This window comes from Mesorhizobium sp. WSM3864 (genome assembly GCF_002294955.1).
Lineage (GTDB): Bacteria > Pseudomonadota > Alphaproteobacteria > Rhizobiales > Rhizobiaceae > Mesorhizobium.
The window spans coordinates 205764-232104 of sequence record NZ_NSGD01000002.1 but is presented as its reverse complement, the minus strand read 5'-3'; the positions used below and the strand labels follow the sequence as shown (position 1 = coordinate 232104).

Here is a 26341-nt window from a genome sequence, read left to right as displayed (position 1 = left end):
TCGGCGCCGCGCAAACGCAACGGCTGTGGATCGCCGTTAGTTCCCCCGCGCCGTCGCCAGCGCGCCAGGCAATTCCTCGGCGAAGATGTCGAGCTCATGGTCGAGGCCGACGCTGACCCGGATGCAGCGGTCGAGCCGCGGCGCCATCGGCTTGCGGATGAAGACGTCGCGCGAGAGCAGCGCCTGCATCACCTTCAGCGCGAAGGCGCCGTCGCGGCCGCAGTCTATGGTGACGAAATTGGTCGCCGAGGGCAGCGGCTTCAGCCCGTTTTCCTCGGCGATGGCCGCAATGCGCCGGCGCCCCGCGGCCACGCGCGCCACCACCGAATTCAGATAGTCCTGATCGGCCAGCGCCTCGAGCCCGGCGATCTGCGCCATGCGGCTGACGCCGTAATGGTTGCGGATCTTTTCGAAGTCGCGGATCACTTCCCGTTCGGCCACCGCATAGCCGCAGCGAATGCCGGCAAGCCCGTAGGCCTTGGAGAAGGTGCGCATGCGCACGACGTTCGGCCGCGCGACGTCGATCGGCGGTAGCGCCGAGGCCGGTCCGAGCTCACCATAGGCCTCGTCCAGCACCAGCATGGTGGTTTCCGGCAGCGCCTCGATGAAGCCGACGACGTCCGGCGCTTCCCACCAGCTTCCCATCGGATTGTCCGGATTGGAGAGATAGACGAGCGGCGCTCTTTCCCTGGCGACAGCGGCAACCAGCCCGTCGAGGTCCTCCTTGTCGTTGGTGTAGGGAACCGTCACCAGCCGGCCGCCGACGCCGGCGATGTGGAAGTTGAAGGTGGGATAGGCGCCAAGCGAGGTCACCACCGCGTCGCCCGGCGCGACATACATGCGCGCGACAAGGCCGAGCAGTCCGTCAATGCCTTCGCCGACCACCACGTTCTCGACGCCGACATTGTGATGCGCGGCCGCCGCGACCTTCAGCTCGAAATTGTCGGGGTCGCAATACATCCACTGGTCGCGCGCGACGCTCTCCATGCGGGCAATCACGCGCGGCGAGGGCCCAAAGCTGCTTTCATTGGCGCCGATGCGGGCGCGGAAAGGCCGCCCGCGCTCGCGCTCTTGCGCCTCCGGCCCGACGAACGGCACCGTGGTTGGAAGCGCGCCGACGATCGGCGTAAGGGAAGGGCGACTAAGCATGGCGATGGCTCGGTTGAGAGGAGGCTTCTTGCTAGCTTGAGCGAGGGGTGGGTGCAAGCCGCCGTCCGCACATAGCGCTTGGACTGGATTCCGTCGGTGCTTTTTGCTAGCAGACGCCATGAACAATCGTCTGCCGCCGGCCTGGTCCAAACACCTCAAATCTGGCGTTACGCCCAAACCCCGATGGCCCCAGGCAAGTCCGCCGCAGCCGAGCCTCCAGAAGATAAATTCGCTTGCCCGCGTACAGGCCGACGACGCTTTGCTGAAGAAAGCCTATGAGTGTCAACAAGCCAAACGACTCAATGAAGCACAGGATCTGTGCTTCCAGGTGCTGGCTCGAACGCCAAACCATCCGTTGGCTCTCTACATCATGGGCACCGTTTGTCTCGGCTACGACGACGAGGCGGCGTTACGCTATTTCGGACGTGCGATCGCTGAGGAGCCCAAGAACCCCTACTACCATCTCAGCCTCGGCGAGGCCTATAGCAAGCTGAGTGAATATTCGGCAGCGATCAATCATATTCAGTATGCCTTGGAAGTGCAGCCGGATCTCGTAGAGGCGCTTTGTGCCCTGGGGCGCGTCTACACACAGTTCGACAAACCTGATCTGGCTTTGCCGCTGTACGAAAAGGCGCTGAAGATCAACCGCGACCATCCCAAGGCGCGGATCGGAATAGCGGCCGCGCTCGCTGGCCTCGGGCGCATGGATGAGGCCGCTTCCTATCTCGAAGAAGCGATCGAACGCCGCATCGATGTGGCGGCCGCGTACTACGATCTGATGCAAACCCGAAAGTTCACTGAGGAGCCCGCCGAACTCCAGTCGATCCTTCGCGAGCTGAACAGTCCGGGGCTTAAGCCGGAGGCTAAAGCGAGTCTTAACTACGCGGCCGGTAAGGTGGAGAACGACCTCAAGCGTTATGCGCAAGCCTTCGACCACTTCAAGAAGGCGAAGCAAGCGGAAGGTTACAAATTCGACATCGATCAGTATCGTCGTTTCATAGACCTGACGATTGAAACTTTCACGCCAAATGTCTTTGCCGCAAGGTCCGGTTACGGCAATCCGTCCGAAGCGCCGGTATTCGTGGTGGGCATGCCGCGCTCGGGCACCACGCTTACCGAACAGATATGCGCCAGTCATCCCGAGATTCACGGGGCGGGAGAGTTGAGCAAACTAAGGCGGGTGGCGAATGCAATCGGTCTGCAAACCTCTGCCTCCGATTTCAGCAAATCGATCACGACAATCACCGAGGACTTGTCCAAGACGTTGGCAGAAGAGCATCTTTCCTATCTGCGGGAGCGCGCTCCGACGGCGCAGCGCATCATCGACAAGATGCCGCACAATTTCGAATTGATCGGCCTCCTCAGCCTTCTCTTCCCCAAGGCGCGAATCATTCACTGTCGCCGCGACGCAATCGACAACTGCGTATCCTGCTATGTCCTGCCGTTCAGCTCCGCACACAGCTACAATACGGACCTGCAGGCGCTAGGCCTCTACTATCGCGAATACGACCGTTTGATGCGTCACTGGAACGAGGTGTTCCCAGGCCGTATCTTCGAGAATCGATATGAGACACTTGTGGAGAACCAGGAGGCACAGTCGCGGCGGCTCATCGATTATCTCGGCCTGCCTTGGGATGACGCATGCCTACGCTTCTTCGATAGGGAAGGGGCGGTTACCACCCCCAGCCGCTGGCAGGTTCGTCAGCCGATCTACAATTCGTCTGTGAGACGCTGGAAGAATTTCGAAGCCGAGATCACCCCCCTGATTGAAGCCTTGGGTGACCTTGCCGAGGTTTGAGTTCGATCGCTGGGCGCAGCCGCTCCCGGCGAGCCAGTTGCTCGATCGGGAGATACTGACGGCTTGGTCGCTTTGGTCGAGGAAATGCGGCGACGCAAAGGCGGATCGGTTATGACCGTTCGCGCCCCCTTTGTCCTGCCGGACCTTCGGCAGCAACTGCGGGCCGCACTGAACATTTTCCCACAAGTCGCGAGATTGGCAGCTTCGACATCCCGTTCCATGCTGCGATGCTGGCGATTGGCATATGCGGCGGTGAAATTCGATCTCGATTCAATTGGAGAGATGTCGGGCAGGACAGGGGCGGCTGTCCCGCCGGAATCTACAAGCTCTCCACCGCCGCTACCTATATCGTGTCGAACGCCAAAGGCGCCTCGGACATTGCTGCAACACCCAAACTGCGCAGCGATTGGGACCTCGACAGGCACTCAAAACAGAAAAAACCCGGCGGTAGCCCCCGCCGGGTTTTCCTGTCTCCCCAGAAATGTTTGGTTTTAGAAGTCGCGCTGGAAACGGATGATACCGCCGACGCTGTTCTTCTTGGTGGCACCGGTCCAGTTGGAATTGTCCAGATCGCCGAACCTGCCATCGTGCAGGAAGTCAATTTCGGGCGTGACCGTGAGGCCGGGAACGACGGTGTAGGCAACGTTAGCTGCAATGCCGTAGTTCTTGAACTGATCGCCCGACACCTGGAGGTTGAAGGAGGCCTTGTCGCTGAACTTGTAAGTGCCGCCGGCCCAGAAGGCCCAATGGCCGCCCCATGGCTTGTAGAAGGAGCGAGCGAGCCCAACATCGCCAAGCTTGCCGTCGCTGCCGTAACCGAACATGCCGAACAGCGACAGTTCATTGGTCACGTTCACATCCAGGCGAACCTTGCCGGACACGTTTTCGTAGTTGCTGTCATAGGCAACCACACCGACGATGTCGCCCCAACCCTGCGTGTACTTCACGCCGCCGACGACATGCGGGACATAGCTGTCGATCGTGCCCTGACCATAACCATTGTAATTGGTCATGGAACCACCCGAACCTTCTTCAAGCGAGACCACTGCCGAGAAGCCGTTGCCAGCATCGAAGTAGTACTGGATTTCATTGGTCTGGAAACCACCGTAGGGGACCAGCGTGTCGTTGATGACGTTGCCGGCATACCCGACGAAGGTGTCGAAGGCCGATTCGTCGAGACCGACGCGCAGGCCGCCGAGCTGGATCCAGGCGAAGTGCAGGTCGAAGGTCTTGTTGCCGGCGTCGTTGTGCAGGTAGCTGCCTGAAACGGGGTCATATCCGCCCAGATCTGCGTTGCGGTTGCCGAAGTTCATGCGCATTTCGGTGTAGGTCTTCAACGTGCCGAGCTCGGTTTCCTGGCCGGTCCAGGTCTTCAGCGTGAAGCGGGTGTTCTTCAGCCAGGTGCCCTGGTCCTTGCCGGTTACGACATCGCTCGTGCGGGCGCCGTCGAACGAGCCGAGGTCGCCACCAGCGGCGTCATAGCGGATATAGCCGCCGATGCGCAGGCAGGTTTCGGTGCCGGGGATGTAGAAGTAGCCCGAACCGTACACGTCGCAGATCTTGACGTATTCAGCCGGTTCCGGCTCGGCGACGGTCACCGCGTCGGCGGCGCGAGCACCGGAAACTGCGATCAGGGCCGCAGCTGAGCCGAGAAGAAGGCTCTTGATGTTCATTTTCTGACCTCCAGTCAGAATCGAACGGCAGCGTCGATTTCACTCGACTGTCACCGGTGTCAGTGCTTTGTTATTGCTGTATTTTTTTGCCGAGTGGCCGCTACCACAGACGTTTGCTGGCGAACGCGTGCCCGGATCCCGATTTGAGATAGCGCTCGAACGAAGTCGCCTTTGCTCGGCTTGAAAAGGCCATGTAGGTCACGATTCGCCACGGGAGAAATTTGGAAGTGTGACTGGACTTTCCGGCGTTATGCTCAGCAATTCGTCGCCGCAGGTCCGATGTTATGCCGATATAACGCTCGCCTACGAAAGCCTCGCTCTCAATCGGGTATACGCACCACACGGACCGGCCCTCCTTCGCCAAGGCTTCGGAGGGCATCCTCTCCGCCATCCTGCTTCGCACGAACTGTAGGGCTTGTCCTGCGAAGCGCGCAGCGCGAAGCAGGATGGCGGAGAGGATGGGATTCGAACCCACGAGAAGCTTTTGACCTCTACTCCCTTAGCAGGGGAGCGCCTTCGACCACTCGGCCACCTCTCCGTCGCGCCGCTGGATAAAGAAAAGCATCGGCACAATCAACATTCCCGCGCCGTAATCACTGAAAATTCCGCGCGGGGCAGCAGGATGAGTGTTCCCATGCGGCGATTCCATGGCGATTCCCTGCCCGGCGACTCGCACGCTGGCGCCGCAATTTCGGCCGCTCATCGCCGGATTCGACCGGTCGCAAGGCCGTAATGGTTAATGAGAACTTTCGGAGTGAGGCCAAATCGTGTCATTTGTGCAACAACGTTCGGCGATAGCGTCCGGACTGGGCTTTCGCCGATACGATCATGGTTGAACGCCGCCGCCGCCTGGGTAAAGGTCACGTTCGAAGGAGCGGCGCGGTGCGCATCTTTTTCGGTAAGTGGGGATGGGGCAGGGAACGCTGTCCTTCAGCAAAAAATACCCAGACCCGTTTTTTAACTTTTGACTGGAGGTCAGAAAATGAACATCAAGAGCCTTCTTCTCGGCTCAGCTGCGGCCCTGATCGCAGTTTCCGGTGCTCGCGCCGCCGACGCGGTGACCGTCGCCGAGCCGGAACCGGCTGAATACGTCAAGATCTGCGACGTGTACGGTTCGGGCTACTTCTACATCCCTGGCACCGAAACCTGCCTGCGCATCGGCGGCTATGTCCGCTACGACATTGGCTTTGGCGATGTCGGCTCGTTCGATGGCGCTCGTGCGACTGACGTCGAGGACGGCAGCGACAATGGCACTTGGCTGAAGAATGCCCGCTTCACGCTGAAGACCTGGACCGGCCAGGAAACCGAGCTCGGCACGTTGAAGACGTACACCGAGACCCGCTTCAACTTCGGCAACACGCGGTTCAGCGGTCGTTATACTCCGGATGATCCGGCTACGGCCGCCGATGAATTCGCCTTTGGCAATGGGGCGTACAATAAGGGGGTCTCGCTAAATTTCGCCTGGATCCAGCTCGGCGGTCTCCGCGTCGGTAAGGATGAGTCGGCCTTCGACACGTTCATCGGCTATGCCGGCAACGTCATCCAGGATACGCTGGTCCCGTACGGTGGTTTCGACACCAATGTCGTGCAGTACTACTTCGATGCTGGCAACGGCTTCTCGGCAGTGGTCTCGCTCGAAGAAGGCTACGGTCCCTTCACGATCGACAGCTACGTCCCGCATGTCGTTGGTGGCGTGAAGTGGACGCAGGGTTGGGGTGCCATCACCGGTGTCGTCGCCTATGACAGCAACTACGAAGAAGTCGCCGGCAAGGTCCGCTTGGACGTGAATGCCACTGACGCGATCTCGCTGTTCATCATGGCCGGCTACGGTACCGATGACAATTACAATGATCCGGGCTTCTTCCTGCCCGCTGGTGGCCGCGGCATGTACAAGCTGTGGGGCGGCAACTGGGCGGTCTGGGGCGGCGGCACCTACAAGTTCAACGAGAAGACCTCGTTCAACCTCCAGGTGTCGGCTGACGACGACAAGAACGTGGGCGTTGCTGCTAACATTGCCTATGACGTGGTTCCAGGCTTCACGGTCACGGCCGAAGTTGACTATAACCATGCCGGCAGCTTCCCGGACTCCAACTGGACCAGCGCCGAAAAGGAAAACAGCTGGGGTGGTATTGTCCGCTTCCAGCGCTCCTTCTAAGGGCTGGACTGCTGCAACTGAAATCCGGCCCGGGCATCTCTACGCCCGGGCCGTTTTGCTTTTCGCGATGGATCAACGCAACGAAAGGATGGGGGTGATACGGTAAGCTGATCGGGTCTGTAGAGCGACTTTGTGGGATCCGCCGGCGGCGGATGGGGTCGGAGGCCAGACTCGAAAACTCTTGAAAGGATGCTCCCGAGCGGTTAGGGCTGGTCCCTTAACCACAGGGGGTGTGGCTAAAAATGTCGAATGAAGCGATTCAAGAGGGGGAGCCCTCTGGTCATTTTGCGGTATTTTCTTCTCAGAATTCGAAGTTTAGGTACACCTATAACAAGATCCGGGAAGTAAAATCGTACAGGGTCAGTGAGCTCTTTACAGCATACCGGGATATACTCTGGGATGATGGGCGGCATAAATACAATGTCAGCTCATTCATTGGTGAAATAGACGAGATCCTACTGGGAGAGCGTTTCAGCACCTTTGACCAGAACACCCTGGACAGTCTTATCGGTACCTTGCGCCAGCGCGGGAACAGCAACGCAACCATCAATCGCAAGATGGCTGCACTCAGCAAGCTGCTGCGCAAGGCTCATAAGATGGGAGATATCCACAGCCTGCCCGAGTTCCGCCGCCAGAAGGAGCGGGCGGGACGGATTCGTTTCCTCGAAAGGGACGAAGAGACAAGGCTGTTCGCCGCCATCAAGAGCCGCAGCGAGGATGCTTACAGACTTTCGGTCTTCCTGGTCGACACCGGCTGCCGTCTCGGCGAGGCGCTCGGCCTGATCTGGAACGACATCCAGGAACACCGCGTCAGCTTCTGGATCACAAAGTCGGGCCGCAGCCGCACCATCCCGATGACCGAACGGGTCAAAGAGGTGATCAAGCTGCCGCCGACCACCGAAGGCCGCCGGCCAAAGGGTCCGTTCACCAAGCTCACGCAGGCGCAGTACCGCGCCATCTGGAACGAGGCGAAGGCCGAAGTCGGTCTCGGCGCCGATGAGCAGGTGGTGCCGCATATCCTGCGCCACACCTGCGCTTCGCGACTCGTCCAGGGCGGCATCGATATCCGGCGCGTGCAGATGTGGCTCGGTCACCAGACGCTGTCGATGACCATGCGTTACGCGCACCTCGCCACCAACGACCTCGATGGCTGCGTCGTGGTGCTGGAGAAGCCGCGCGCCGAAGAGGCGCCGCGGCCCGCAGAGAACTCGGTGTTTGCGTCCCCGTTGACCACGCCGTCATCGACCAAAGCCGCTCGCAAGGAGAGCGGCTCGGAGCCCGCGAAGGCACGCCGCAAGAGCTCGAAGGGCAAATAGGCGCGCGCCACGCGTCGGGAAATCTACATTTCAAAAACAAGCCCGGGGCGGAGTTAGTCTCGGGCTTTACTTTACGTGGACTTGGCTTCGGCGCGATCGAGGAAATCCGCAATCTTCTTCGGCAGGTTGCCGGTTTCCAGGAAGGGCGCGTGTCCCTGGCCTTCGACCGTGATCGTCTCCATGCCGGGATGACGCTTTGTCATCTCCTCGATCGTCGCGGTGGAGAGAAGCGTCGAATTGCCGCCGCGTATGGCGAGCAACGGCACGGCGGCAAGCGCGTTGAACTGTGGCCAAAGATCCGGCAGTGGCTTGCTGAAGTCGACATTGGCCAGGGTCTCGACCAGGGCAGGATCGAAATCGGGCACCAGCCCGGCATCCGTGTCGCGGCAGATGGCGCCAACCATACGCGCCCAGTCGGCATCGGTGAGCGCCGGGAAGCCGCCACCATGCACGCGCCGCTGCGCATCGACTGCCTCGGCGAATGTCTTCGGCTTCGGCGCGCGATCGAGATATGAGCGGATATGGGCCAGACCTTCCGCCTCGATCACCGGGCCAATATCGTTGAGGACAATGGCTTTCAACGCGGCCGGCTTCAGCGCGCCGAGCACATGGATGATGAGTCCGCCGCGCGAGGTGCCGATGAAGCCAGCCTCTTCGATACCCATCGCCGACAAGCCAGCGAGCACGTCGCCGGCTTCGACGCCGACATTGTAGTGGCTGATGTCGGGATCGTAGTCGGATCGGCCACGGCCGCGATAGTCGAAAGCGACGACCTTGCGCGGCGTCTTCGCCTTGCCGGAGAGGTAAAGCGCGAGCTCATTGAAGTCGCGCGCATTGCGGGTGAGGCCGGGCAGGCAGACGACCGGCCAGCCACCGCTGTTCGGCTCGCCATAAATGCGGGCATGCAGTTTCAGCCCATCGGGTGCGGCATAGAAGAAGTCGGAGAAACCGTCGCTCGCCATCCGGATGCTGCTCCTCGCTGAGGTGACCGACAGCTACAGGCGAGGGCGGCCGCGGTCAAATGATGGGAAGGCACGTTACACAACCTTGCCACGCTGGCGGGACAGCATCTCCTCTGTTCTGTCGGACATCTCCCCGCAAGGGGATTGACTGTCATCTAAGCTTTTACCCATCGCCAAAGCGGCATGAACGAGCCGGCAGCGAAACTGCCAATCTCCAAGTGCGGGGGCTGTCCGGCAGGACAGAGGGGGCGCGAAGGATCGCCAACCTGAGGCTTGCATACGCCCCACGGCGATCAACTCCGCCCGTTCACCAGATCCCCGACGATGTCGTATTTGCCGGAAATACGCATCTTGTAGACTTCATAATTCTCCATCACGCGCTGCACGTAACTTCTTGTTTCCGTGTAGGGGATCCTCTCGACCCAATCGACGACGGCGTCCACGTCCTTGCCGCGCGGATCACCATATTTCGCCACCCACTGGGCGGCGCGGTTTGGGCCGGCATTGTAGCCGGCGAAGGTCAGCACATAGGAGCCGTTGAAGCGGTCGAGCTGCTCGCCGAGAAAAGCGGACCCCAGCGTCGCGTTGTAACCGGCATCGGTCGTCAGCCGCGTTTGCGAGAAGATCATGCCGGCCTTCTTCGCCAGTTGCTTGGCGGTGCCCGGCATCAACTGCAAGAGGCCGCGCGCGCCGGCGCTGGAAATCGCCGCGACATTGAACTCGCTCTCCTGGCGGGCGATGGCATAGGCCAGCGCCTTGCCGGAGCCGGAGATATCGGCCGAATCGGGAATGACACCCAACGGATGCGAAAGCGCACCCACATCGATGCCGCGCTGGGCGGCGATCTTGCCGACCTTCAGCGCCATGAAATGGTTGCCCTGTTTTTCGGCAAGCCCCGCCAGCAGCGCAAGCTCGCCGGGGCTGGTCAGCTGCCCCGCGAGGTCGCGGTAGAGCGTCTCGGCATAGCGGTCATAGCCTGCCTCCTGCAGCCGCTTGATCGCTTTCACCGCCTCGCGGCCCTCGAAGCTTTGGCGGTCGGCCGCGCTGGGCGTGGGATGGACGATGCTCAAGGTTCTGAGGCCCACACGCTCGCCGGCAAGCTGGCCGTAGAAGGTGGTGCCGTAGCTGGCTGCCCGGGTGAAATAGTCCTTGGCGCTGCCCGGGCCGCCGACTTCCGCGGCGCGGCCAAGCCAGTAATAGGCGCGCGACAGCGACACCGGTCCCTGGGCGAGCTCGGCGATGCGTGAAAAATGCGAGGCGGCCGCTGCCGGATCGTTGAGACCGCGCAATGCATACCAGCCGGCATGGAACTCGGCTTCCGCGGCGCTGGCCGCGCTTTCGGCCGCATGCATGGAGGCGATCTTGTAGGCGGTCTTTATGTCGCCTTGATCGACCAGCTCGCGCGAAAGAACGCGCCGCTCCACCCACCAGGCATCGGGATCGACCAGCGCGTCGCGATTGGTCGGCGCCTTCATCACGACTGCCGCGGCATCGGCAACTTTTTGCTGCTTGCGCAGATATTCTGCCTCGGCGAAGAAATAGCCGGCCGAACGCTGCGTAGCCGGCACCGCCTTCAACAGTTTCGCCGCGTTTTTTTCGCCTTTATCGACCGCCACCCAGGCATCCGCCAGTTGCTGGGCGCCGGCAAGGCCGGCGACGCGCAGCGCCGAGGACGGCCGGTCGGCATAGAACATGCGCTCCATGCGATAGCGATGATCGGCCGCGGGGATCAGCGTGCCGAATTCCTTGATGATGGAAGTTTCGTCCTGGGCATCCAGCTTCTCCGTGCGCCAGAAGGGCACCAGCACCGCGCGCGCCGCCGCTTGATCGCCCAGCGCCACCTGCGAGCGGGCAAGGATGATCACGCCTTCCGGCGTCAGCGGCTGGCTGCGGCCGAAGGCCCGCACCACCACTTGCGGCGGCGGGTTCTCGCGATAGAGCGCGCGCTCGCTGTTCCTGCGCAGCGCGATCGTGCCCGGCCATCCAGGCAGCATCTTGGCGGCATCGGCGATTTCGCCGCTCGGCACCTGGTCGCCGCCATACAGCGCGATCGCCCAGGCCAGAATGTGCCGGTCGAGCGAGGTGGAGGGCAACGTGTCGCGGGCATTGCGCGCCGCGGCGATGTTGTTCACCGCGAGCGCGTCGAGTCCGCTCTTCAATTGCCCGATGCTGGACGGAGGCTGAAGCTGCTGCGCCTGGTCCGCGGCCGACGGCGAGCCCGGCGCGGCAATCGCCGCCGTCACGCGCACGTCGACGCTGCCGCCGATCGCCATACCCGGTATCAGCGCGACAGCCGCGCTCAAAAGCGCGAACAGATGAGGCCGACTTGTCGGCATTGTTCCACCCCGGCACATTGTCAGCAGGCAGGGCCTTCGAGGCCGACCCGGAGCCTAAACTTAGGTCGTGAAAGGCTCGTAAACAAAAGGTTATCGAGGCCGTTCGAATTACGCTTGCTGGCACTACAGCAATGCTTGCCGCTGAACCGTGTCGAGACTATGGTGCGCGGCTTCGCTTTCGATTAGAAGGCGCCGAAATTAACGCATCGACAAAACGCTGATGCATGTCGCCCAAAGTGGGCACCCGGCTTTGGGAGAGCGACATGCTTGGACCAACAAAGTCCCAAGGAGTTTGGACAATATGCTGAGAGGCTCGCTGACTGCGCTCGTGACACCGTTCGAAAAGAGCGGGCGTTTCGACGAGAAAGCCTTTCGCGCGTTTGTCGAATGGCAGATCGCCGAGGGCACCAAGGGCCTCGTGCCCGTCGGCACCACCGGCGAGTCGCCGACGCTGTCGCATGACGAGCACCGCAATGTCGTCAAGGTCTGCATCGAGGTCGCCAGGGGCAGGGTTCCAGTTGTGGCCGGTGCCGGCTCCAACAACACCGAGGAAGCCGTCGGCCTGGTGCAGTATGCCGAAAAGTCAGGCGCCGATGCAGCCCTGGTCGTCACGCCTTATTACAACAAGCCGACCCAGCGCGGCCTCTACGAGCATTTCGCAGCCGTTGCCAGGGCAACGAAGCTGCCGATCATCATCTACAACATCCCGCCGCGCTCGGTGATCGACATGACCCCGGAGACGATGGGCAGGCTGCGCCACGACTTCAAGAACATCGCCGGCGTCAAGGATGCGACCGGCAAGGTCGAGCGCGTCTCGGAACAGCGCATGACCTGCGGCAAGGATTTCATCCAGCTTTCCGGTGAGGATGCGTCCGCGCTCGGCTTCAACGCGCATGGCGGCGTCGGCTGCATCTCGGTGACGTCGAACGTCGCGCCGCGCCTTTGCGCCGAGTTCCAGGAAGCGACGCTCTCCGGCGACAGCGCCAAGGCGCTAGAACTGCAGGATCGTCTCCTGCCGCTGCATAAAGCAATTTTCGTGGAGCCCGGCGTGTCCGGCGCCAAATACGCCCTGTCGAAGCTGGGCAAGGTCGAGAACGTGGTCCGCTCGCCGCTGGTGACGGTCGAAGCTTCGACCGCCGAGAAGCTCGACGCGGCGCTGAAGCACGCCGGCTTGATTAATTAGGGATGAGGCGCCACCTCTCCGCATTATGAATCAAGTCAAGAAAGCCGACCCCAACAACAGGACGGTCGCCGAAAACCGCAAGGCGCGCTTTTCCTACGAGGTGCTCGACACGATCGAGACCGGCTTGGTGCTGACCGGCACCGAGGTCAAGTCGCTGCGCCAGGGCCAGGCCAACATCCAGGAGAGCTACGCCTCCGCCGAAGGCGGCGAGATCTGGCTGATCAATTCCTATCTGCCGGAATATCTCCAGGCCAACCGCTTCAACCACGAGCCGCGCCGGCGCCGTAAGCTGCTCGTCAGCAAGCGCGAGATGGCCAAACTTGCGCAGAGCGTGGAGCGCGAAGGCATGACGCTGGTGCCGCTGAAAATCTATTTCAACGATCGCGGCCGCGCCAAGCTCCTGCTCGCCATCGCCCGCGGCAAGAAGCTGCACGACAAGCGCGAGACCGAAAAGCAGCGCGACTGGTCGCGCGAGAAGGGACGGCTCCTTAAGGAGCGCGGATAAAGCCACCTTCGATATGCGGGGCAAGGCGAGCAGGGAGCCAAGGCTTGAGGAACGGCTTGATTGCCCTGGCCCTGGCTTTCGTCTTTCTGGCGCTTGCCACATGGGCAGAGGGCTTCTTCCGGCACCGTGCTTTCCCGCCGGATCGCGGCAAATTCCCCTTAAGGGGCATCGATGTTTCGCATCACCAGGGCAGGATCGACTGGCCGCGCGTCGCGGCCGACGATGTCGTCTTCGCCATCATCAAGGCGACGGAAGGTGGTGACTATGTCGATGACGCCTTTGCTGAGAATTTGCGCCAGGCCCGCGCGGCTGGCCTCGCTGTCGGCGCCTATCATTTCTTCACCTTCTGCCGCCCGGGTGCCGACCAGGCCAGGAATTTCATCTCGGTCGTGCCGCGCGGCGAGCAGCTCTTGCCGCCGGTGGTCGACATCGAGTTCCACGGCAATTGCCCGCGACGCCCTTCGCCCGCCGAGCTGAACGCCGAACTGCTGGCATTCCTTGGCCCGGTCGAGGCGGCTTACGGCAAGCCGGCCATTTTCTATATTACCGATGAGACGGCGCCGACCTATGCCGCTCATATCGCGGTTCGACAGCGCTGGCTGCGCTCTGTGCGGGGGCCGCTGAACGAAGACGACTGGGTCTATTGGCAATATCTCGACACAGGCCGTGTCGACGGCATCGACGGCGACGTCGACCTGAATGTGCTGAAGGGCGGGCCGGCGAGGCTCTCCGAGCTGTTTGCCGTGGCGCCGGATTCTAGCTCTTCAGGAACGCCGCTATCTCCTTGAACACATCGACGAACATCGCTTCCGTCAGCACACCGGTGTTGGTGTTGTAGCGCGAGCAGTGATAGCTGGAGAACAGCGTGATGCCGCCGGCCTGCTGTCGTCCGCCGTGGCGGAACGGAAGGGTGGCGACGCGCCCGCCCAGCGCCCGCACCGTCGATTGATGCGCGATCGAGCCCAGCGTCAGGATGGCCCGCAGATTGGCAAAGCGCGCGATCGTCGGTTTGAGGAAGGTCCGGCAGGTGGCGATCTCGGCGCCGACCGGCTTGTTTTCCGGCGGCACGCATCGCACCGCATTGGTGATCGCGGTGCCGACGAGCTCCAGCCCGTCATCGGGCCTGGCCTTGAATTCCCCTCGCGCCAACCCTTGAGCGATCAGCGTTGCGTAGAGCAGGTCGCCGGCATAGTCGCCGGTGAAGGGACGCCCGGTGCGGTTGGCGCCGCGCAGGCCGGGCGCCAGCCCGACGATGAGGAGCCTGACCGAGTCCTCGCCTTCCGGCGGCAGGAAGGTCGGCACCGGTGCATTGAACCAGCCCGGCTCGCGCTGGCGCCAGGCGGCGATGAAGTCGTGCAGCCGCGGGCAAAGCGGACAATCGCGGTCAGGCTCGGGGGAGGGCGCGGCGCTCAAGGCTGCCGCGCTCAATAATCGTCCTCGTCGGCTTCAGCCGGCTCAGGCCGGCGGACCGGCCGTTCCGATGGATCGCGGCCGACTTCATTCTTCAGCGTCATGAGGTCGATGAAGTGGTCGGCCTGGCGGCGCAGGTCGTCGGAGATCATCGGCGGCTGCGAGGCCATGGTCGAGATGATCGACACCTTGCGGCCACGCCGCTGCAGCGCCTCGACCAGCGTGCGGAAGTCGCCGTCGCCGGAGAAGATGACATAGTGGTCGACGACATCGGCAAGCTCCAGCGCATCGACGGTGAGCTCGATGTCCATGTTGCCCTTGATCTTGCGCCGGCCGGTCGAGTCGGTGAACTCCTTGGCTGGCTTGGTCACCACCTTGAAGCCGTTATAGTCCAGCCAGTCGATCAGCGGCCGGATCGAGGAATATTCCTGATCCTCGACCAGCGCGGTGTAGTAATAGGCCCTGAGCAGGTAGCCGCGTTTCTGAAAGCTCGACAGAAGCTTGCGGTAGTCTATGTCGAAGCCCAGCGCCCGCGAGGTGGCGTAGAGGTTGGCGCCGTCGATGAAAAGAGCGATCTTTTCACGGGGATCGAACATTGAAAAATATCCCTTTTCAAAAATTTCTGTCGTCTAAAAGGACGTGACGGGTAGGCCCGATAATGGTCCCTCTTCCCGCCCCTTTCGAGATAACGCCAGATTTATGGATATCCAAGGGCAGGGCGCGCATTGCAAGCAATTGTGATCGGCACCAGGTAAGCAAGGCGAGGTCCGGTATTGAGCCGGGCAAGGGCTCGTGCTTCGGCGGTGTCCGCCATAAAGCTTGTATTTCGGCGGCGTCCTTGTTATGGAGCCCGCCAGTTTTCCATCAAATCCACGCATGAAAGGGGCAGTCCATGGCCCGCGTAACCGTTGAAGATTGCATCGACAAGGTCGACAACCGTTTCGAGCTCGTGCTGCTCGCCGGCCACCGTGCCCGCCAGATCAGCCAGGGCGCGCAGATCACCGTTCCTCGCGACAATGACAAGAATCCGGTCATTGCGCTGCGCGAGATCGCCGACGAGACGCTGTCGCCGGACGACCTCAAGGAAGACCTGATCCACTCGCTGCAGAAGCATGTCGAGGTCGACGAGCCGGAGGCCGAGGGCGAGGCCATCGCCAACCAGACCGGCGCTGCCACCGCTGCTGCCGACACCGACGATGCCGAAGAGAACATCGCCTTCGACCGCATGAGTGAGGAAGACCTGCTCGCCGGCATCGAGGGTCTGGTGCCGCCGGAAAAGAGCGACGACTACTAAGCTCTTGGACACGGGCCTGGATCAAGCATCCGGGACTTCCGTATCGTCAGTTTCGTGGCTATCTATGGGATGCGTCGCACGCCGGTGCGGCGCATCAATCATTTCATCACCGCGAGATCCCGCCCATGATGCGTCAGTATGAGCTTGTCGAGCGCGTGCAGCGCTACAAGCCTGACGTCAATGAGGCGCTGCTCAACAAGGCCTATGTCTACGCCATGCAAAAGCATGGCCACCAGAAGCGCGCCTCGGGCGATCCCTATTTCTCGCATCCGCTGGAAGTGGCGGCCATCCTCACCGAGATGCATATGGACGAGGCGACCATCGCTGTTGCCCTGCTGCACGACACGATCGAGGACACAACCGCGACCCGGGCCGAGATCGATGAATTGTTCGGCCCCGAGATGGGCAAGCTGGTCGAGGGACTGACCAAGCTGAAGAAGCTCGACCTCGTTTCCAAGAAGGCCGAGCAGGCGGAGAACCTGCGCAAGCTGTTGCTGGCGATCTCCGAGGATATTCGCGTTCTGCTGGTCAAGCTCGCCGATCGCCTGCACAACATGCGCACGCTCGACCATATGCCCGAGTCCAAGCGCCTGCGCATCGCCGAGGAGACGATGGACATCTATGCGCCGCTCGCCGGCCGCATGGGCATGCAAGGCATGCGCGAGGAACTTGAGGAGATCGCCTTCCGCTACATCAATCCGGAAGCCTATCGCGCCGTCACTGCGCGGCTCGCCGAGATCTTCGAGCGCAACAAGGGGGTGCTGGACGAGATCGAGAAGGCGCTGTCCGGCCTGTTCGAAAAACACGCGATCAAAGCCGGCGTCAAAAGCCGGCAGAAAAAGCCGTGGTCGGTGTTCCGCAAGATGGAGGCCAAGGCGCTCTCCTTCGAGCAGCTCTCCGACATCTTCGGCTTCCGTGTGGTCGTCGACACCGTCGAGGACTGCTACCGCGCGCTTGGTGCCATCCACACCACCTGGTCGATGGTGCCTGGCCGCTTCAAGGATTACATCTCGACGCCGAAGCAGAATGACTACCGCTCGATCCACACCACCATTGTCGGCCCCTCGCGCCAGCGCGTCGAACTGCAGATCCGCACCCGCGAGATGAACAAGATCGCCGAATACGGCGTTGCCGCGCATTCGATCTACAAGGACAGCGGCGGCAAGCCGAACGGCGCAGCGCACGCGATCTCCAAGGAAACCAACGCCTATGCCTGGCTGCGCCGCACCATCGAACAACTGGCCGAGGGCGACAATCCCGAGGATTTCCTGGAAAACACCAAGCTCGAGCTGTTCCAGGACCAGGTGTTCTGCTTCACGCCCAAAGGCATGCTGATCGCTCTGCCGCGCGGCGCCACCCCCATCGACTTCGCCTATGCCGTCCACACCGATGTCGGCGACACCTGTGTCGGCGCCAAGGTCAACGGCCGCATCATGCCGCTGATGACGGAGTTGAAGAACGGCGACGAGGTCGAGATCATCCGCTCCAAGGCGCAGGTGCCGCCGGCAGCCTGGGAATCGGTCGTCGTCACCGGCAAGGCGCGCGCCGCCATCCGCCGCGCCACCAAGAATGCCATCCGCAAGCAATATTCCGGGCTCGGCGCCCGCATCCTCGAACGCGCCTTCGAGCGCGCCGGCAAGAACTTCACCAAGGAAAGCCTGAAGCCGGTTCTGCATCGCCTGGCGCGCAAGGACATAGAGGACGTGCTGGCCTCTGTCGGCCGCGGCGAGCTTGCCTCGACCGATGTCATGAAAGCAGTCTTCCCCGACTACAAGGACGAGCGCGTCACAGTCGCGGCGCCCAAGCAGCGCGAGGAAGGCTGGTCGAAGATCCGCAACGCCGCCGGCATGCTGTTCCAGATGCCCGGCCGCGCCGCGCGCAAGGGCAAGGACCAGCAGCGCGACGGTGCGGTGCCCATCCGCGGCGTGCGCGGCGACCTGCCGGTGCGCTTCGCGCCGGAAGGGGCGGTGCCCGGCGACCGCATCGTCGGCATCATCCAGCCAGGAACCGGTATCACCATTTATCCTATCCAGTCGCCGGCCCTGCAGGCTTTCGACGACCAGCCCGAGCGCTGGATCGATGTGCGCTGGGATATAGACGAGCGGACCAAGGAGCGCTTCCCGGCCCGCATCTCGGTCACAGCCATCAATGCGCCGGGCTCGCTCGCCGACATCGCGCAGGTCGTCGCGTCCAACGATGCCAACATCCACACGCTGTCGATGGTGCGCACCGCGCCCGATTTCACCGAGATGCTGATCGACCTCGAGGTTTGGGACCTGAAGCACCTCAACCGGCTGCTGTCACAGCTGAAGGACAATTCGAGCGTCAGCGACGCACGGCGTGTGAATGGGTGAATAGTGAATAGTGAATAGTGAATAGGTTGCTCTCAATGCCATTCACCATTCACCATTCATCCTTCGACTCACTACTCACTAATAACTACTCACCACTCGCCAAGAGCATGGAGCGAACAATGAACACCGATGAAGTGCTGGGTATTTTCCGCGAGGCTGGCGCGGTTCTCGAAGGGCATTTCATCCTGACGTCCGGCCTGCGCAGCCCCATCTTCCTGCAGAAGGCGCGCGTCTTCATGCATGCCGACAAGACCGAGCGCCTGTGCAAGGCGCTGGCCGAAAAGATTCGTGAGGCGGTGACGGGCAGGATCGACTATGTCGTCGGCCCGGCGATCGGCGGCCTGATCCCGGCCTACGAGACCTCGCGCCATCTCGGCGCGCCGGCGGTCTGGGTCGAGCGGGAAGGGGGCGAGTTCCGGCTGCGTCGCTTCGAGATCGCCAAGGGATCGCGCGTCGTCATTGTCGAGGACATCGTCACCACGGGTCTCTCGATACGCGAGACCATCGACTGCCTGCGCCAGCTCGGCGCCGAGGTGGTGGCGGCCGCCTGCATCATCGACCGTTCGGCCGGCAAGACCGATGTCGGCGTGCCGCTGATTGCGCTCGCCGAATATGAGGTGCCGGCCTACCCGCCCGACCGCCTGCCGCCGGAACTTGCCGCCATCCCTGCCGTTAAGCCGGGAAGCCGAAATATCTGACCTGGCGATGAATGAAAACAAGCACCTGAGGGTGCCGGTTGAATCTCTTTGCCAGCGAAGCGCGCAGAGGCCCATGATAGCCGGCATCGATCATTTCGTCCTGACGGTCCGGTCTGTCGAAGCGACTTGCGACTTCTATCAGCGCGTGCTTGGCATGGGGCGGCTGGACGAGCCGAGCCGGCCGACCGCGCTTCTGTTCGGATCGCAGAAGATCAATCTGCACGAGGTCGCTCGCACCTTTGAGCCGAAGGCAAAGGCGCCGACGCCGGGCTCCGGCGATTTCTGCCTCATTGCTGCGGTGCCTCTTGCCGACATCCGCGCCAGCCTCGAAGCCAACGGTGTGGCGGTCGAAGTCGGACCTGTCGAGCGCACCGGTGCTCGCGGCAGGATGATGTCGGTCTATTTCCGGGATCCCGACGACAACCTGGTCGAGGTCAGCGAATATCGAACTTAGCTGAAAAGCCCGGGCTGACCGCGTCCGATACCTCGGCGCCGCGGTCGCGCAAGGACGAATGGCCAAACATGCTTTGCCCAGTCTTCCTCAGTTTCGCCAGAATGGCGCTCATGTAAGAGCCTGCGGCAGACCATCGCGGCGACGTTTCGCTGTTCCGTGGTCTGGCAATCGCCGCTATAGCAAAGTTTTGTTGCCTTCCTGCGCCGTTGAAGCGCAAGATATGTTGGCGCGACCCGGCTGGCAGGGAAGCGTGTGTTGGACCAGGAACCGAAACAGAGTGCTTTTTCGACGCCGAGAGCCTGATGGCCTCCTGGAGCGGGTGCGTACTTACCTATGGCCGCGCCGCTCGTTCTCGCGCTCCGTTCAGTATTTCTCCAAGCGCATTCTGCGGCTGAAAGCGACGCCCCATTCGGTGGCCGCCGGAGTCGCGGCAGGCGTTTTCGCCTCCTTCTTCCCGCTAGGCTTCCACTTCATCATCGCCGCCGTGCTCTGCTGGGTGATCGCCGGCAATCTGGTGGCGGCAGCCCTCGGTGCGGTGTTCTTCGGCAATCCGCTGTCCTTCCCGCTGCTCTGGGGCGCGTCCTGGGAGACTGGCAAGCTCATCCTGCATGAACATCTGCCCAGGCATGGGCCGCCGGAGCATCTCGGGGAAATGATGCACACGCTTTCCTTCGCCAAGCTGTGGCACCCGATCCTGGAGCCGATGCTTCTCGGCGCGGTGCCCCTCGGCTTGGTCTTCGGGCTCGTCTTCTATGGTGTCACGCGGTGGGGCATGACCGCTTTTCGCGCGCAACGGCAGCGGCGAATGACCGAGCGAGCCGGGAAGGCTCGGCAGGGCGGACGGGAAGTTCCCGCGGAATGATCATCGGCATCGGCAGCGACCTGATCGACATCAGACGTATCGAGAAGTCCCTGGAACGGCACGGCCAGCGCTTTATCCAGCGTATCTACACCGAGGTCGAGCAGGCCAAATCGGAGAAGCGCGCGGCCCGTGCCGCTTCCTACGCCAAGCGCTTCGCCGCCAAGGAGGCCTGCGCCAAGGCGCTTGGCACCGGCATGGCCGAGGGCGTCTTCTGGCGCGACATGGGCGTGGTCAACCTGCCCAGCGGAGCGCCCACCATGGCGCTCACCGGTGGCGCTGCCGCCAGGCTGGAAAAAATCCTGCCCAAGGGCCATTATGCGCTGATCCACCTCACCATCACCGACGATTTTCCGCTTGCTCAAGCCTTTGTGATCATCGAGGCAGTGCCCGCCGAACAAGCGCCACATTGATTCCATCTGACCACGGGCGGCATGACGTTGCCCAGCGCGCGCCGAGACTCTATACCAACCAACGCACAATCGAGGACGACATGAGCGTGGCTGAAAAATCGCAGAAGAAATCCGGCGGGCTTGGGGAAACCTTTTCCGTCATCATCCAGGCTCTGCTGCTCGCGCTTGTCATCCGCACGCTGCTGTTCCAGCCCTTCTCCATCCCCTCCGGCTCGATGCGGCCGACGCTGCTCGAAGGCGACTATCTGTTCGTCACCAAATGGGCCTATGGCTATTCGCGCTACTCGCTGCCCTTCGGCCCCAATATTTTCTCCGGCCGCATCTGGGGCTCTGAGCCCAAGCGCGGCGACGTGGTCGTGTTCAAGTTCCCGCCGGATCCGTCCGTCGACTACATCAAGCGCGTCGTCGGCCTGCCCGGCGACAAGATCCAGGTCAAGGACGGCCAGCTCTTCATCAACGGCACCGCGGTGCCGCGCGAAAAGGTCGGCCAGATCGACAATCCCGACATCACCGAGGTCGACCGTCCCGTCGACGTCTATCGCGAGACGCTGCCCAACGGCGTCACTTATGACACGCTCGATCTGACGCCCAATTCGATCGGCGACAACACGCGCGAGTTCGACGTGCCGCCCGGCCACTATTTTATGATGGGCGACAATCGCGACAACTCCTCCGACAGCCGCTTCACCGTCGGTTTCGTGCCGGCCGAGAACCTCGTCGGCCGCGCCAACGTCATCTTCTTCTCGATCGCCGATGGCGCCAGCCCGTTGGAAATCTGGAAGTGGCCGTCGCTGATGCGTGCCGGCCGCCTGTTCCATCTCGTCCACTAAGGTCATGGCGGCGACCAAGCGTTTGACCGCCGATGCCCTTGCCGAAGCGCTTGTCGAGCGCACCGGCCACGCCTTCGCCGACCGCCAGCGTCTGCAGCGCGCGCTGACCCATGCCAGCGCGCGTTCGACGCATGCCGGCGTCGACTACGAACGCTTCGAATTTTTGGGCGACCGCGTTCTCGGCCTGGTCGTGGCCGACATGCTGCTCGCTGCCTTTCCCGATGCCGCCGAGGGCGAGCTGTCGCTCCGCCTCAACGCGCTTGTCAATGCCGAGGCGCTCTCCGAGATCGCCGAGGAGATCGGCCTGCCGGAGCTGATCCGCGCCGGCTCCGACGTGCGCAATCTCGAAGGCCGCAAGCGAACCAATCTGCGTGCCGACGCGCTGGAGTCGCTGATCGCCGTGCTTTACCTGGATGGTGGCCTTGAGACCGCCCGCGCGTTTATCCACCGCTACTGGCAGCCGCGCTCGCAGGCGATCGGTGCTGCCCGCCGCGATGCCAAGACCGAGTTGCAGGAGTGGGCGCACCAGGCGGCGTCGGGCGCGGTGCCGGCCTACCGGGTGGATGCTCGCGAAGGGCCCGACCACGACCCGCTGTTCACCGTCAGCGTCAAGGTCGGCTCTTTCGCGCCGGCGATCGGCAGCGGCCGTTCCAAGCGGGAAGCGGAGCAGGCGGCGGCGGCCGCGTTGCTGCTGCGCGAAGGCGTATGGAGCGCTGCATGACCGCCACCGAAACCTCCGAAACGCCTCCTACGCGCTCAGGCTTCGTCGCCCTGATCGGCGCGCCCAATGCCGGCAAGTCGACGCTGGTCAACCAGCTGGTCGGCGCGAAAGTGTCGATCGTCACCCACAAGGTGCAGACCACCCGAGCCATCGTGCGCGGCATCGCCACGCATCACAACGCGCAGATCGTCTTCGTCGACACGCCCGGCATCTTCAAGCCGAGGCGGCGGCTGGACACGGCCATGGTCACCACCGCCTGGGGCGGCGCCAAGGATGCCGATGTGGTGGTGCTGCTGATCGATGCCGAACGCGGCATCAAAGGCGATGCCGACGCCATCCTCGACCGGCTGAAGGACGTCAAGCAGCCGATGCTGCTCGTCCTCAACAAGGTCGACCGGGTCAAGCCGGAGACGCTTCTTGCTTTGGCCGCGGCAGCGAACGAAAGAGTGCCGTTCAAGCGCACCTTCATGGTCTCGGCGCTCACCGGCTCCGGCTGCAAGGACCTGCTCGATTATCTTGCCGAGACCCTTCCAGCCGGTCCCTGGTACTATCCGGAAGACCAGATCTCCGATCTGCCGATGCGCCAGCTCGCGGCCGAGATCACGCGCGAAAAGCTTTATCTGAGGCTCCATCAGGAGCTTCCCTATTCCTCGCATATCGAGACCGAGAAGTGGGAGGAGAAGAAGGACGGCTCGGTGCGCATCGAGCAGGTCATCTATGTCGAGCGCGAGAGCCAGAAGAAGATCGTGCTTGGCCACAAGGGCGAGACGATCCGCGCCATCGGCCAGGCCGCGCGCGCCGAGATCGCCGAGATCCTCGAGCAGAAGGTGCATCTTTTCCTGTTCGTCAAGGTGCGCGAGAACTGGGGCGATGACCCCGAGCGCTATCGCGAGATGGGATTGGAGTTTCCCAACTGATCCATGTCGCCCAAAAACGACGCAGTTTTGGGATAACGACATGCACAGCCCGAAGATGGATATCGACACCGCTCTCGTGCGGCGGCTCGTCGACGCGCAGTTTCCCGAATGGCGGCATCTGCCTGTGAAGCCGGTCGCGTTGGGCGGCTGGGACAACCGTACGTTCCATCTCGGCGACGCGATGGCGGTCAGGCTGCCAAGTGCTGCTCCCTATGCGCTGCAGGTCGAGAAGGAGCATCGCTGGCTGCGCAAGCTTGCGCCGCTTCTGCCGCTGCCGATTCCCGAGCCGCTCGCCATGGGCGAGCCGGCGGCGGGCTATCCCTGGCACTGGTCCGTCTACCGCTGGATCGAAGGCGAGACGGCGAAAGCCGGTCACATCGCCGACCTTCGCGCGTTCGCGGTCTCGCTGGCTGAGTTCCTCGTAGCCCTGAAACGGATCGATCCGACCGCGGGGCCGGCACCTGGCCAGCACAATTTTTATCGCGGCGGCCCGCTGGCCGTCTATGACGACGAGGCGAGACAGGCCATCGCTGCGCTTGAAGGCCGGATCGATACGCAAGCCGCCACTGCCGTCTGGAAGGCGGCGCTTGCTGCCGGCTGGCACGGCTCGCCCGTCTGGTTCCACGGCGATGTCGCCTCAGGCAATCTGCTGGTCGAGGACGGCCGTCTGAGCGCTGTCATCGATTTCGGCACGTCGGGCGTCGGCGATCCCTCCTGCGATCTCGCGATTGCCTGGACGCTGTTCGAGGGCGAGAGCCGCGAGGCATTCCGCGCGCGCATCGACGTCGATGACGCGACCTGGGCGCGCGGACGCGGCTGGACGCTGTGGAAGGCGCTCATCACCGTTGCCGGTCACGACGCCAACCAGGCCGAGGTCGGGAGGCAGCGCCGCGTGATCGACGAAGTGCTCGCCGATCATCGCAAATTGGGATGACGGCGCCAAGCAGGCGCCGTCACCGGTCGAGTATTCATGCAGTGGCAAGTCGCTTCGCCGGCCGTCGCATAAAGCTTTCCGTGCCGTAATAGGCAACGATCGTGATCGCGATGACCGCCCAGATCGCGACGCCGAGCCATTGCTGCTGGATATAGTCGCCGTCGACGAACACCTTGGCGAGGAAGCGTACGCTGTTCTGGTGTGAGACATGCATCAGGATGGCCAGCAATACGCTGCCCGTGTTCTGGTAAAGCCAGGTGAAGACGATCCCGGCCAGCACGACGTTGATCGTGCTGTAGAGGCTGAGATCGCCAAGCAGGCCGAGCGGCAAGTGCCAGATTGCCCATATCACGCCGAGGATCAGGCTGCCGGCGAGTGCTGGGCGACGGCCAAGAAGATGCGGGGTCGCAAAGCCGCGCCAGCCGGGCTCCTCGCCCAGCGGACCGCTGAATACGGCATAGAGCGCGATCATGGGCGCCACCTCGGAGAAGGCCGGAATGTTCCCCCACGACGGCTCCGCCGAACCGAGGAACGGATTGATCAGGATCGAGGCGAGCTGCGTCCCGAACGGCAGGCCGACCGCCACCAGATACCAGATCGGGCGAACGCGCCATTTCACCATCGAGGCGAAGATGGTCTTTACCGCGCCCCAGCCGCCGGCGAGTCCTGCGACGGTGAAGCATGAGATTGCCGGTCCGAAGGTGAACCAGGGAATGCTCTCGCCATGCGACAGATAGAAGGGAATGAACGCCAGCCATGTCAGGCCGAGCGCCAGCGAAAAGAAGATGGTCAACTGGTGCCCGCGCACCACGCCCAGGAAGGAGCTCATATCGATCCTCTCATCGGGCCATTGTTAGGAGTGGTCGCCTGCCCGAGAGAGGTCGACGCTTCGGGAAAAGGCCAGCCGAGCCGCTCGGCGGTCTGCGCCGGTTCACCCGGTCAACGCGCCTGTATTTGGCGCCGGCGCGGCCGAAAAATCCCGAACGGTTTCTGAGAATTTTCCGATATTGCCGCCTCGGCGGCAGCGGCAGATGTTGCCTGCCATCACTGTCAGGACAGATTTTGGGTTACGGGCGGCAATCTTGATTTCGCCGCCCAACAGGTGAAAAGCTCGACGTATGGAATGGCGCGACGAGGGAATCATTCTCGGCACCCGCAGGCATGGCGAAACCAGCGCCATCCTCGAGGTGATGACGCGCGCCCATGGCCGGCATCTCGGCCTGGTGCGGGGCGGCCGCTCGCGCAAGCAGCAGCCGGTGCTGCAGCCCGGCAATCGCGTCGACCTTTTGTGGCGGGCACGTCTCGACGAGCATCTCGGCATCTTCCAGGCCGAGGCGATCGAGATGAACGCCGCCCGGCTGATGGACAGCGCAGTCGCCGTCTACGGCCTGCAGACCATGGCCGCGCATCTCAGGCTTCTGCCCGAACGCGATGCCCATGGCGGCCTCTACGAGGCTCTTGCGGTGATGATCTCCCATCTGGGAGATGCCGATGCCGCGGGCGAGCTGGTGGCGCGCTTCGAATTGCTGATCCTGGATGAGCTCGGCTTCGGCCTCGACCTCAGCCAGTGCGCGGCGACCGGATCGCGGCAGGATCTCGCCTATGTGTCGCCGAAATCCGGACGCGCCGTCTCGCGCGCTGCTGGGGCGGCATGGCACGACAAGATGCTGGCGCTGCCCGCCTTCCTGCAGCGCGGCTCCGGCGTGCGCGCCGATGCCGCGGCGCTGGAGGACGCCTTCCGGCTGACCGGCTTCTTCTTCACTCGCCACGTCTATGAGCCGCGCGGCATCGAGCCGCCCGACGCCCGCGCCGGCTTCCTCGCGGCTCTGCGCCGGCATCAGGCGGCGGTGAAGGTGATTGCCGGCGAATAAGGCGAGGATCTAGTCGGCTCGCCGTCGCTCCAGAAAATCGTCGAGGATGGGACGCTGGCCTTTCAGGATCTTGAGACCCGCCTCGGGGAGTGAGAACCAGCCGGCTTTGTCCACTTCGGGAAATTCCTTCATGGCTCCCGACCTTGGCGGCCATTCCATGGTGAACATGTTGCTCCTGACGGCATTCACATCGATGTCCGCTTCGACGCTCCAGGCGATCACGATTTTACCGCCCGGCTGCTTGTAGCTGCCGACTGGCTGGAAATTGCCGTCGATCGCGACGCCTAGCTCCTCCTCGGCCTCACGCCGAGCGGCCACGAGATCTTCCTCGCCATCGTCGATCAGCCCCTTCGGGATCGACCAGGCCCCTTCATCTTTCCTTGCCCAGAATGGTCCGCCGGGATGGACCAGCAGAAACTCGAACACACCGGCGGTTTGCCTGAAGATCAGCAGGCCCGCGCTTCGTTGCGGCATCGGTCATCCTCTTGGTAATTCTTTTGAGAATAGCA

26 protein-coding genes and 1 tRNA gene are annotated in these 26341 nt (G+C 62.6%); 17 read left to right on the top strand and 10 right to left on the bottom strand.

Going from position 1 to position 26341, the window contains the following annotated elements; genetic code table 11:
* Nucleotides 1-36: 36 nt before the first annotated feature.
* The gene (locus CK215_RS05435; protein ID WP_095830337.1) at nucleotides 37-1149 is read right to left on the bottom strand and encodes a pyridoxal phosphate-dependent aminotransferase; all 1113 of its coding nucleotides are present in this window, start codon (nucleotides 1147-1149) and stop codon (nucleotides 37-39) included.
* Between the two features lie 118 nt (nucleotides 1150-1267).
* On the opposite strand from CK215_RS05435, the gene CK215_RS05430 reads away from it, so the two are divergent.
* Nucleotides 1268-2947, top strand: a complete 1680-nt coding sequence (locus CK215_RS05430; RefSeq protein WP_095830336.1) for a sulfotransferase — start codon at nucleotides 1268-1270, stop codon at nucleotides 2945-2947.
* Nucleotides 2948-3438: 491 nt separating this feature from the next.
* Here CK215_RS05430 and CK215_RS05425 read toward each other — a convergent pair whose 3' ends face one another.
* The 3 genes from CK215_RS05425 to CK215_RS05415 all read right to left on the bottom strand — a co-directional run bounded on the left by CK215_RS05425 (nucleotide 3439) and on the right by CK215_RS05415 (nucleotide 5158).
* Complete coding sequence (locus tag CK215_RS05425) at nucleotides 3439-4620, bottom strand: porin (RefSeq protein ID WP_095830335.1); 1182 nt, start codon at nucleotides 4618-4620, stop codon at nucleotides 3439-3441.
* A 100-nt stretch (nucleotides 4621-4720) separates the two neighbouring features.
* Nucleotides 4721-4963, bottom strand: coding sequence for a GIY-YIG nuclease family protein (locus CK215_RS05420; RefSeq protein WP_095830586.1), 243 nt, complete (start codon nucleotides 4961-4963; stop codon nucleotides 4721-4723).
* Nucleotides 4964-5067: 104 nt separating this feature from the next.
* Nucleotides 5068-5158: transfer RNA gene (locus CK215_RS05415), tRNA-Ser, on the bottom strand.
* Nucleotides 5159-5602: 444 nt separating this feature from the next.
* On the opposite strand from CK215_RS05415, the gene CK215_RS05410 reads away from it, so the two are divergent.
* Nucleotides 5603-6775, top strand: a complete 1173-nt coding sequence (locus CK215_RS05410) for a porin (RefSeq protein WP_095830334.1) — start codon at nucleotides 5603-5605, stop codon at nucleotides 6773-6775.
* Between the two features lie 242 nt (nucleotides 6776-7017).
* Nucleotides 7018-8091 (top strand): site-specific integrase, encoded by a 1074-nt coding sequence (locus CK215_RS05405; RefSeq protein ID WP_095830333.1) that lies wholly within the window; start codon nucleotides 7018-7020, stop codon nucleotides 8089-8091.
* Between the two features lie 71 nt (nucleotides 8092-8162).
* On the opposite strand, the gene CK215_RS05400 is transcribed toward CK215_RS05405, so the two are convergent.
* Together CK215_RS05400 and CK215_RS05395 are read right to left on the bottom strand one after the other, a co-directional pair.
* Nucleotides 8163-9053, bottom strand: coding sequence for an alpha/beta hydrolase (locus CK215_RS05400; RefSeq protein WP_095830332.1), 891 nt, complete (start codon nucleotides 9051-9053; stop codon nucleotides 8163-8165).
* Nucleotides 9054-9346: 293 nt separating this feature from the next.
* Nucleotides 9347-11389, bottom strand: coding sequence for a lytic transglycosylase domain-containing protein (locus CK215_RS05395; protein WP_095830331.1), 2043 nt, complete (start codon nucleotides 11387-11389; stop codon nucleotides 9347-9349).
* A 301-nt stretch (nucleotides 11390-11690) separates the two neighbouring features.
* Between CK215_RS05395 and dapA the strand changes: the two genes are divergently transcribed.
* The 3 genes from dapA to CK215_RS05380 all read left to right on the top strand — a co-directional run bounded on the left by dapA (nucleotide 11691) and on the right by CK215_RS05380 (nucleotide 13865).
* Complete coding sequence (gene dapA, locus CK215_RS05390) at nucleotides 11691-12572, top strand: 4-hydroxy-tetrahydrodipicolinate synthase (protein ID WP_095777859.1); 882 nt, start codon at nucleotides 11691-11693, stop codon at nucleotides 12570-12572.
* 25 nt (nucleotides 12573-12597) lie between these two features.
* The gene (smpB, locus tag CK215_RS05385; RefSeq protein WP_067321086.1) at nucleotides 12598-13077 is read left to right on the top strand and encodes an SsrA-binding protein SmpB; all 480 of its coding nucleotides are present in this window, start codon (nucleotides 12598-12600) and stop codon (nucleotides 13075-13077) included.
* A gap of 86 nt (nucleotides 13078-13163) precedes the next feature.
* Entirely contained in the window at nucleotides 13164-13865 is a 702-nt protein-coding gene (locus CK215_RS05380) for a glycoside hydrolase family 25 protein (RefSeq protein WP_245418638.1), read from the top strand.
* Here CK215_RS05380 and CK215_RS05375 read toward each other — a convergent pair.
* Nucleotides 13834-14505 (bottom strand): uracil-DNA glycosylase, encoded by a 672-nt coding sequence (locus tag CK215_RS05375; protein ID WP_164747319.1) that lies wholly within the window; start codon nucleotides 14503-14505, stop codon nucleotides 13834-13836. The genes CK215_RS05380 and CK215_RS05375 overlap by 32 nt on opposite strands.
* The gene (locus CK215_RS05370) at nucleotides 14502-15083 is read right to left on the bottom strand and encodes an NYN domain-containing protein (RefSeq protein WP_066997475.1); all 582 of its coding nucleotides are present in this window, start codon (nucleotides 15081-15083) and stop codon (nucleotides 14502-14504) included. The genes CK215_RS05375 and CK215_RS05370 overlap by 4 nt, the downstream gene beginning before the upstream one ends.
* 296 nt (nucleotides 15084-15379) lie before the next feature.
* On the opposite strand from CK215_RS05370, the gene rpoZ reads away from it, so the two are divergent.
* The 10 genes from rpoZ to CK215_RS05320 all read left to right on the top strand — a co-directional run bounded on the left by rpoZ (nucleotide 15380) and on the right by CK215_RS05320 (nucleotide 23961).
* Nucleotides 15380-15781 carry a DNA-directed RNA polymerase subunit omega gene (gene rpoZ / locus CK215_RS05365; protein WP_095830330.1) on the top strand — a complete coding sequence of 134 codons (402 nt, stop codon included), beginning with the start codon at nucleotides 15380-15382 and terminating at the stop codon, nucleotides 15779-15781.
* Nucleotides 15782-15906: 125 nt separating this feature from the next.
* Nucleotides 15907-18135, top strand: coding sequence for a bifunctional (p)ppGpp synthetase/guanosine-3',5'-bis(diphosphate) 3'-pyrophosphohydrolase (locus CK215_RS05360; protein ID WP_066997471.1), 2229 nt, complete (start codon nucleotides 15907-15909; stop codon nucleotides 18133-18135).
* Nucleotides 18136-18254: 119 nt separating this feature from the next.
* Nucleotides 18255-18833, top strand: a complete 579-nt coding sequence (pyrE, locus tag CK215_RS05355) for an orotate phosphoribosyltransferase (protein ID WP_066997469.1) — start codon at nucleotides 18255-18257, stop codon at nucleotides 18831-18833.
* A gap of 73 nt (nucleotides 18834-18906) precedes the next feature.
* A complete protein-coding gene (locus tag CK215_RS05350; protein ID WP_066997467.1) occupies nucleotides 18907-19287 on the top strand; it encodes a VOC family protein in 381 nt (126 codons plus the stop codon).
* A gap of 277 nt (nucleotides 19288-19564) precedes the next feature.
* Nucleotides 19565-20149 carry a DUF2062 domain-containing protein gene (locus tag CK215_RS05345; RefSeq protein WP_066997464.1) on the top strand — a complete coding sequence of 195 codons (585 nt, stop codon included), beginning with the start codon at nucleotides 19565-19567 and terminating at the stop codon, nucleotides 20147-20149.
* Nucleotides 20146-20559, top strand: coding sequence for a holo-ACP synthase (acpS, locus tag CK215_RS05340; RefSeq protein WP_095830329.1), 414 nt, complete (start codon nucleotides 20146-20148; stop codon nucleotides 20557-20559). The genes CK215_RS05345 and acpS overlap by 4 nt, the downstream gene beginning before the upstream one ends.
* Nucleotides 20560-20639: 80 nt before the next feature.
* Nucleotides 20640-21389, top strand: coding sequence for a signal peptidase I (gene lepB, locus CK215_RS05335; RefSeq protein WP_066997458.1), 750 nt, complete (start codon nucleotides 20640-20642; stop codon nucleotides 21387-21389).
* A 4-nt stretch (nucleotides 21390-21393) separates the two neighbouring features.
* Nucleotides 21394-22110, top strand: coding sequence for a ribonuclease III (gene rnc / locus CK215_RS05330; protein WP_066997455.1), 717 nt, complete (start codon nucleotides 21394-21396; stop codon nucleotides 22108-22110).
* Entirely contained in the window at nucleotides 22095-23027 is a 933-nt protein-coding gene (era, locus tag CK215_RS05325) for a GTPase Era (protein ID WP_170950229.1), read from the top strand. The genes rnc and era overlap by 16 nt, the downstream gene beginning before the upstream one ends.
* 40 nt (nucleotides 23028-23067) lie before the next feature.
* Nucleotides 23068-23961, top strand: coding sequence for an aminoglycoside phosphotransferase family protein (locus tag CK215_RS05320; RefSeq protein ID WP_095781527.1), 894 nt, complete (start codon nucleotides 23068-23070; stop codon nucleotides 23959-23961).
* A gap of 34 nt (nucleotides 23962-23995) precedes the next feature.
* Here the strand turns inward: CK215_RS05320 and CK215_RS05315 are convergent, their stop codons facing one another.
* Nucleotides 23996-24790: a type II CAAX endopeptidase family protein gene (locus tag CK215_RS05315; protein ID WP_095830328.1), complete on the bottom strand. Its 795-nt coding sequence runs from the start codon at nucleotides 24788-24790 to the stop codon at nucleotides 23996-23998.
* 289 nt (nucleotides 24791-25079) lie between these two features.
* Here CK215_RS05315 and recO point away from each other — a divergent pair, with 289 nt between their 5' ends.
* Nucleotides 25080-25832, top strand: coding sequence for a DNA repair protein RecO (gene recO / locus CK215_RS05310; RefSeq protein WP_095830327.1), 753 nt, complete (start codon nucleotides 25080-25082; stop codon nucleotides 25830-25832).
* Nucleotides 25833-25841: 9 nt separating this feature from the next.
* On the opposite strand, the gene CK215_RS05305 is transcribed toward recO, so the two are convergent.
* Nucleotides 25842-26306: an NUDIX domain-containing protein gene (locus CK215_RS05305; protein WP_095781524.1), complete on the bottom strand. Its 465-nt coding sequence runs from the start codon at nucleotides 26304-26306 to the stop codon at nucleotides 25842-25844.
* Between the last annotated feature and the right edge of the window lie 35 nt (nucleotides 26307-26341).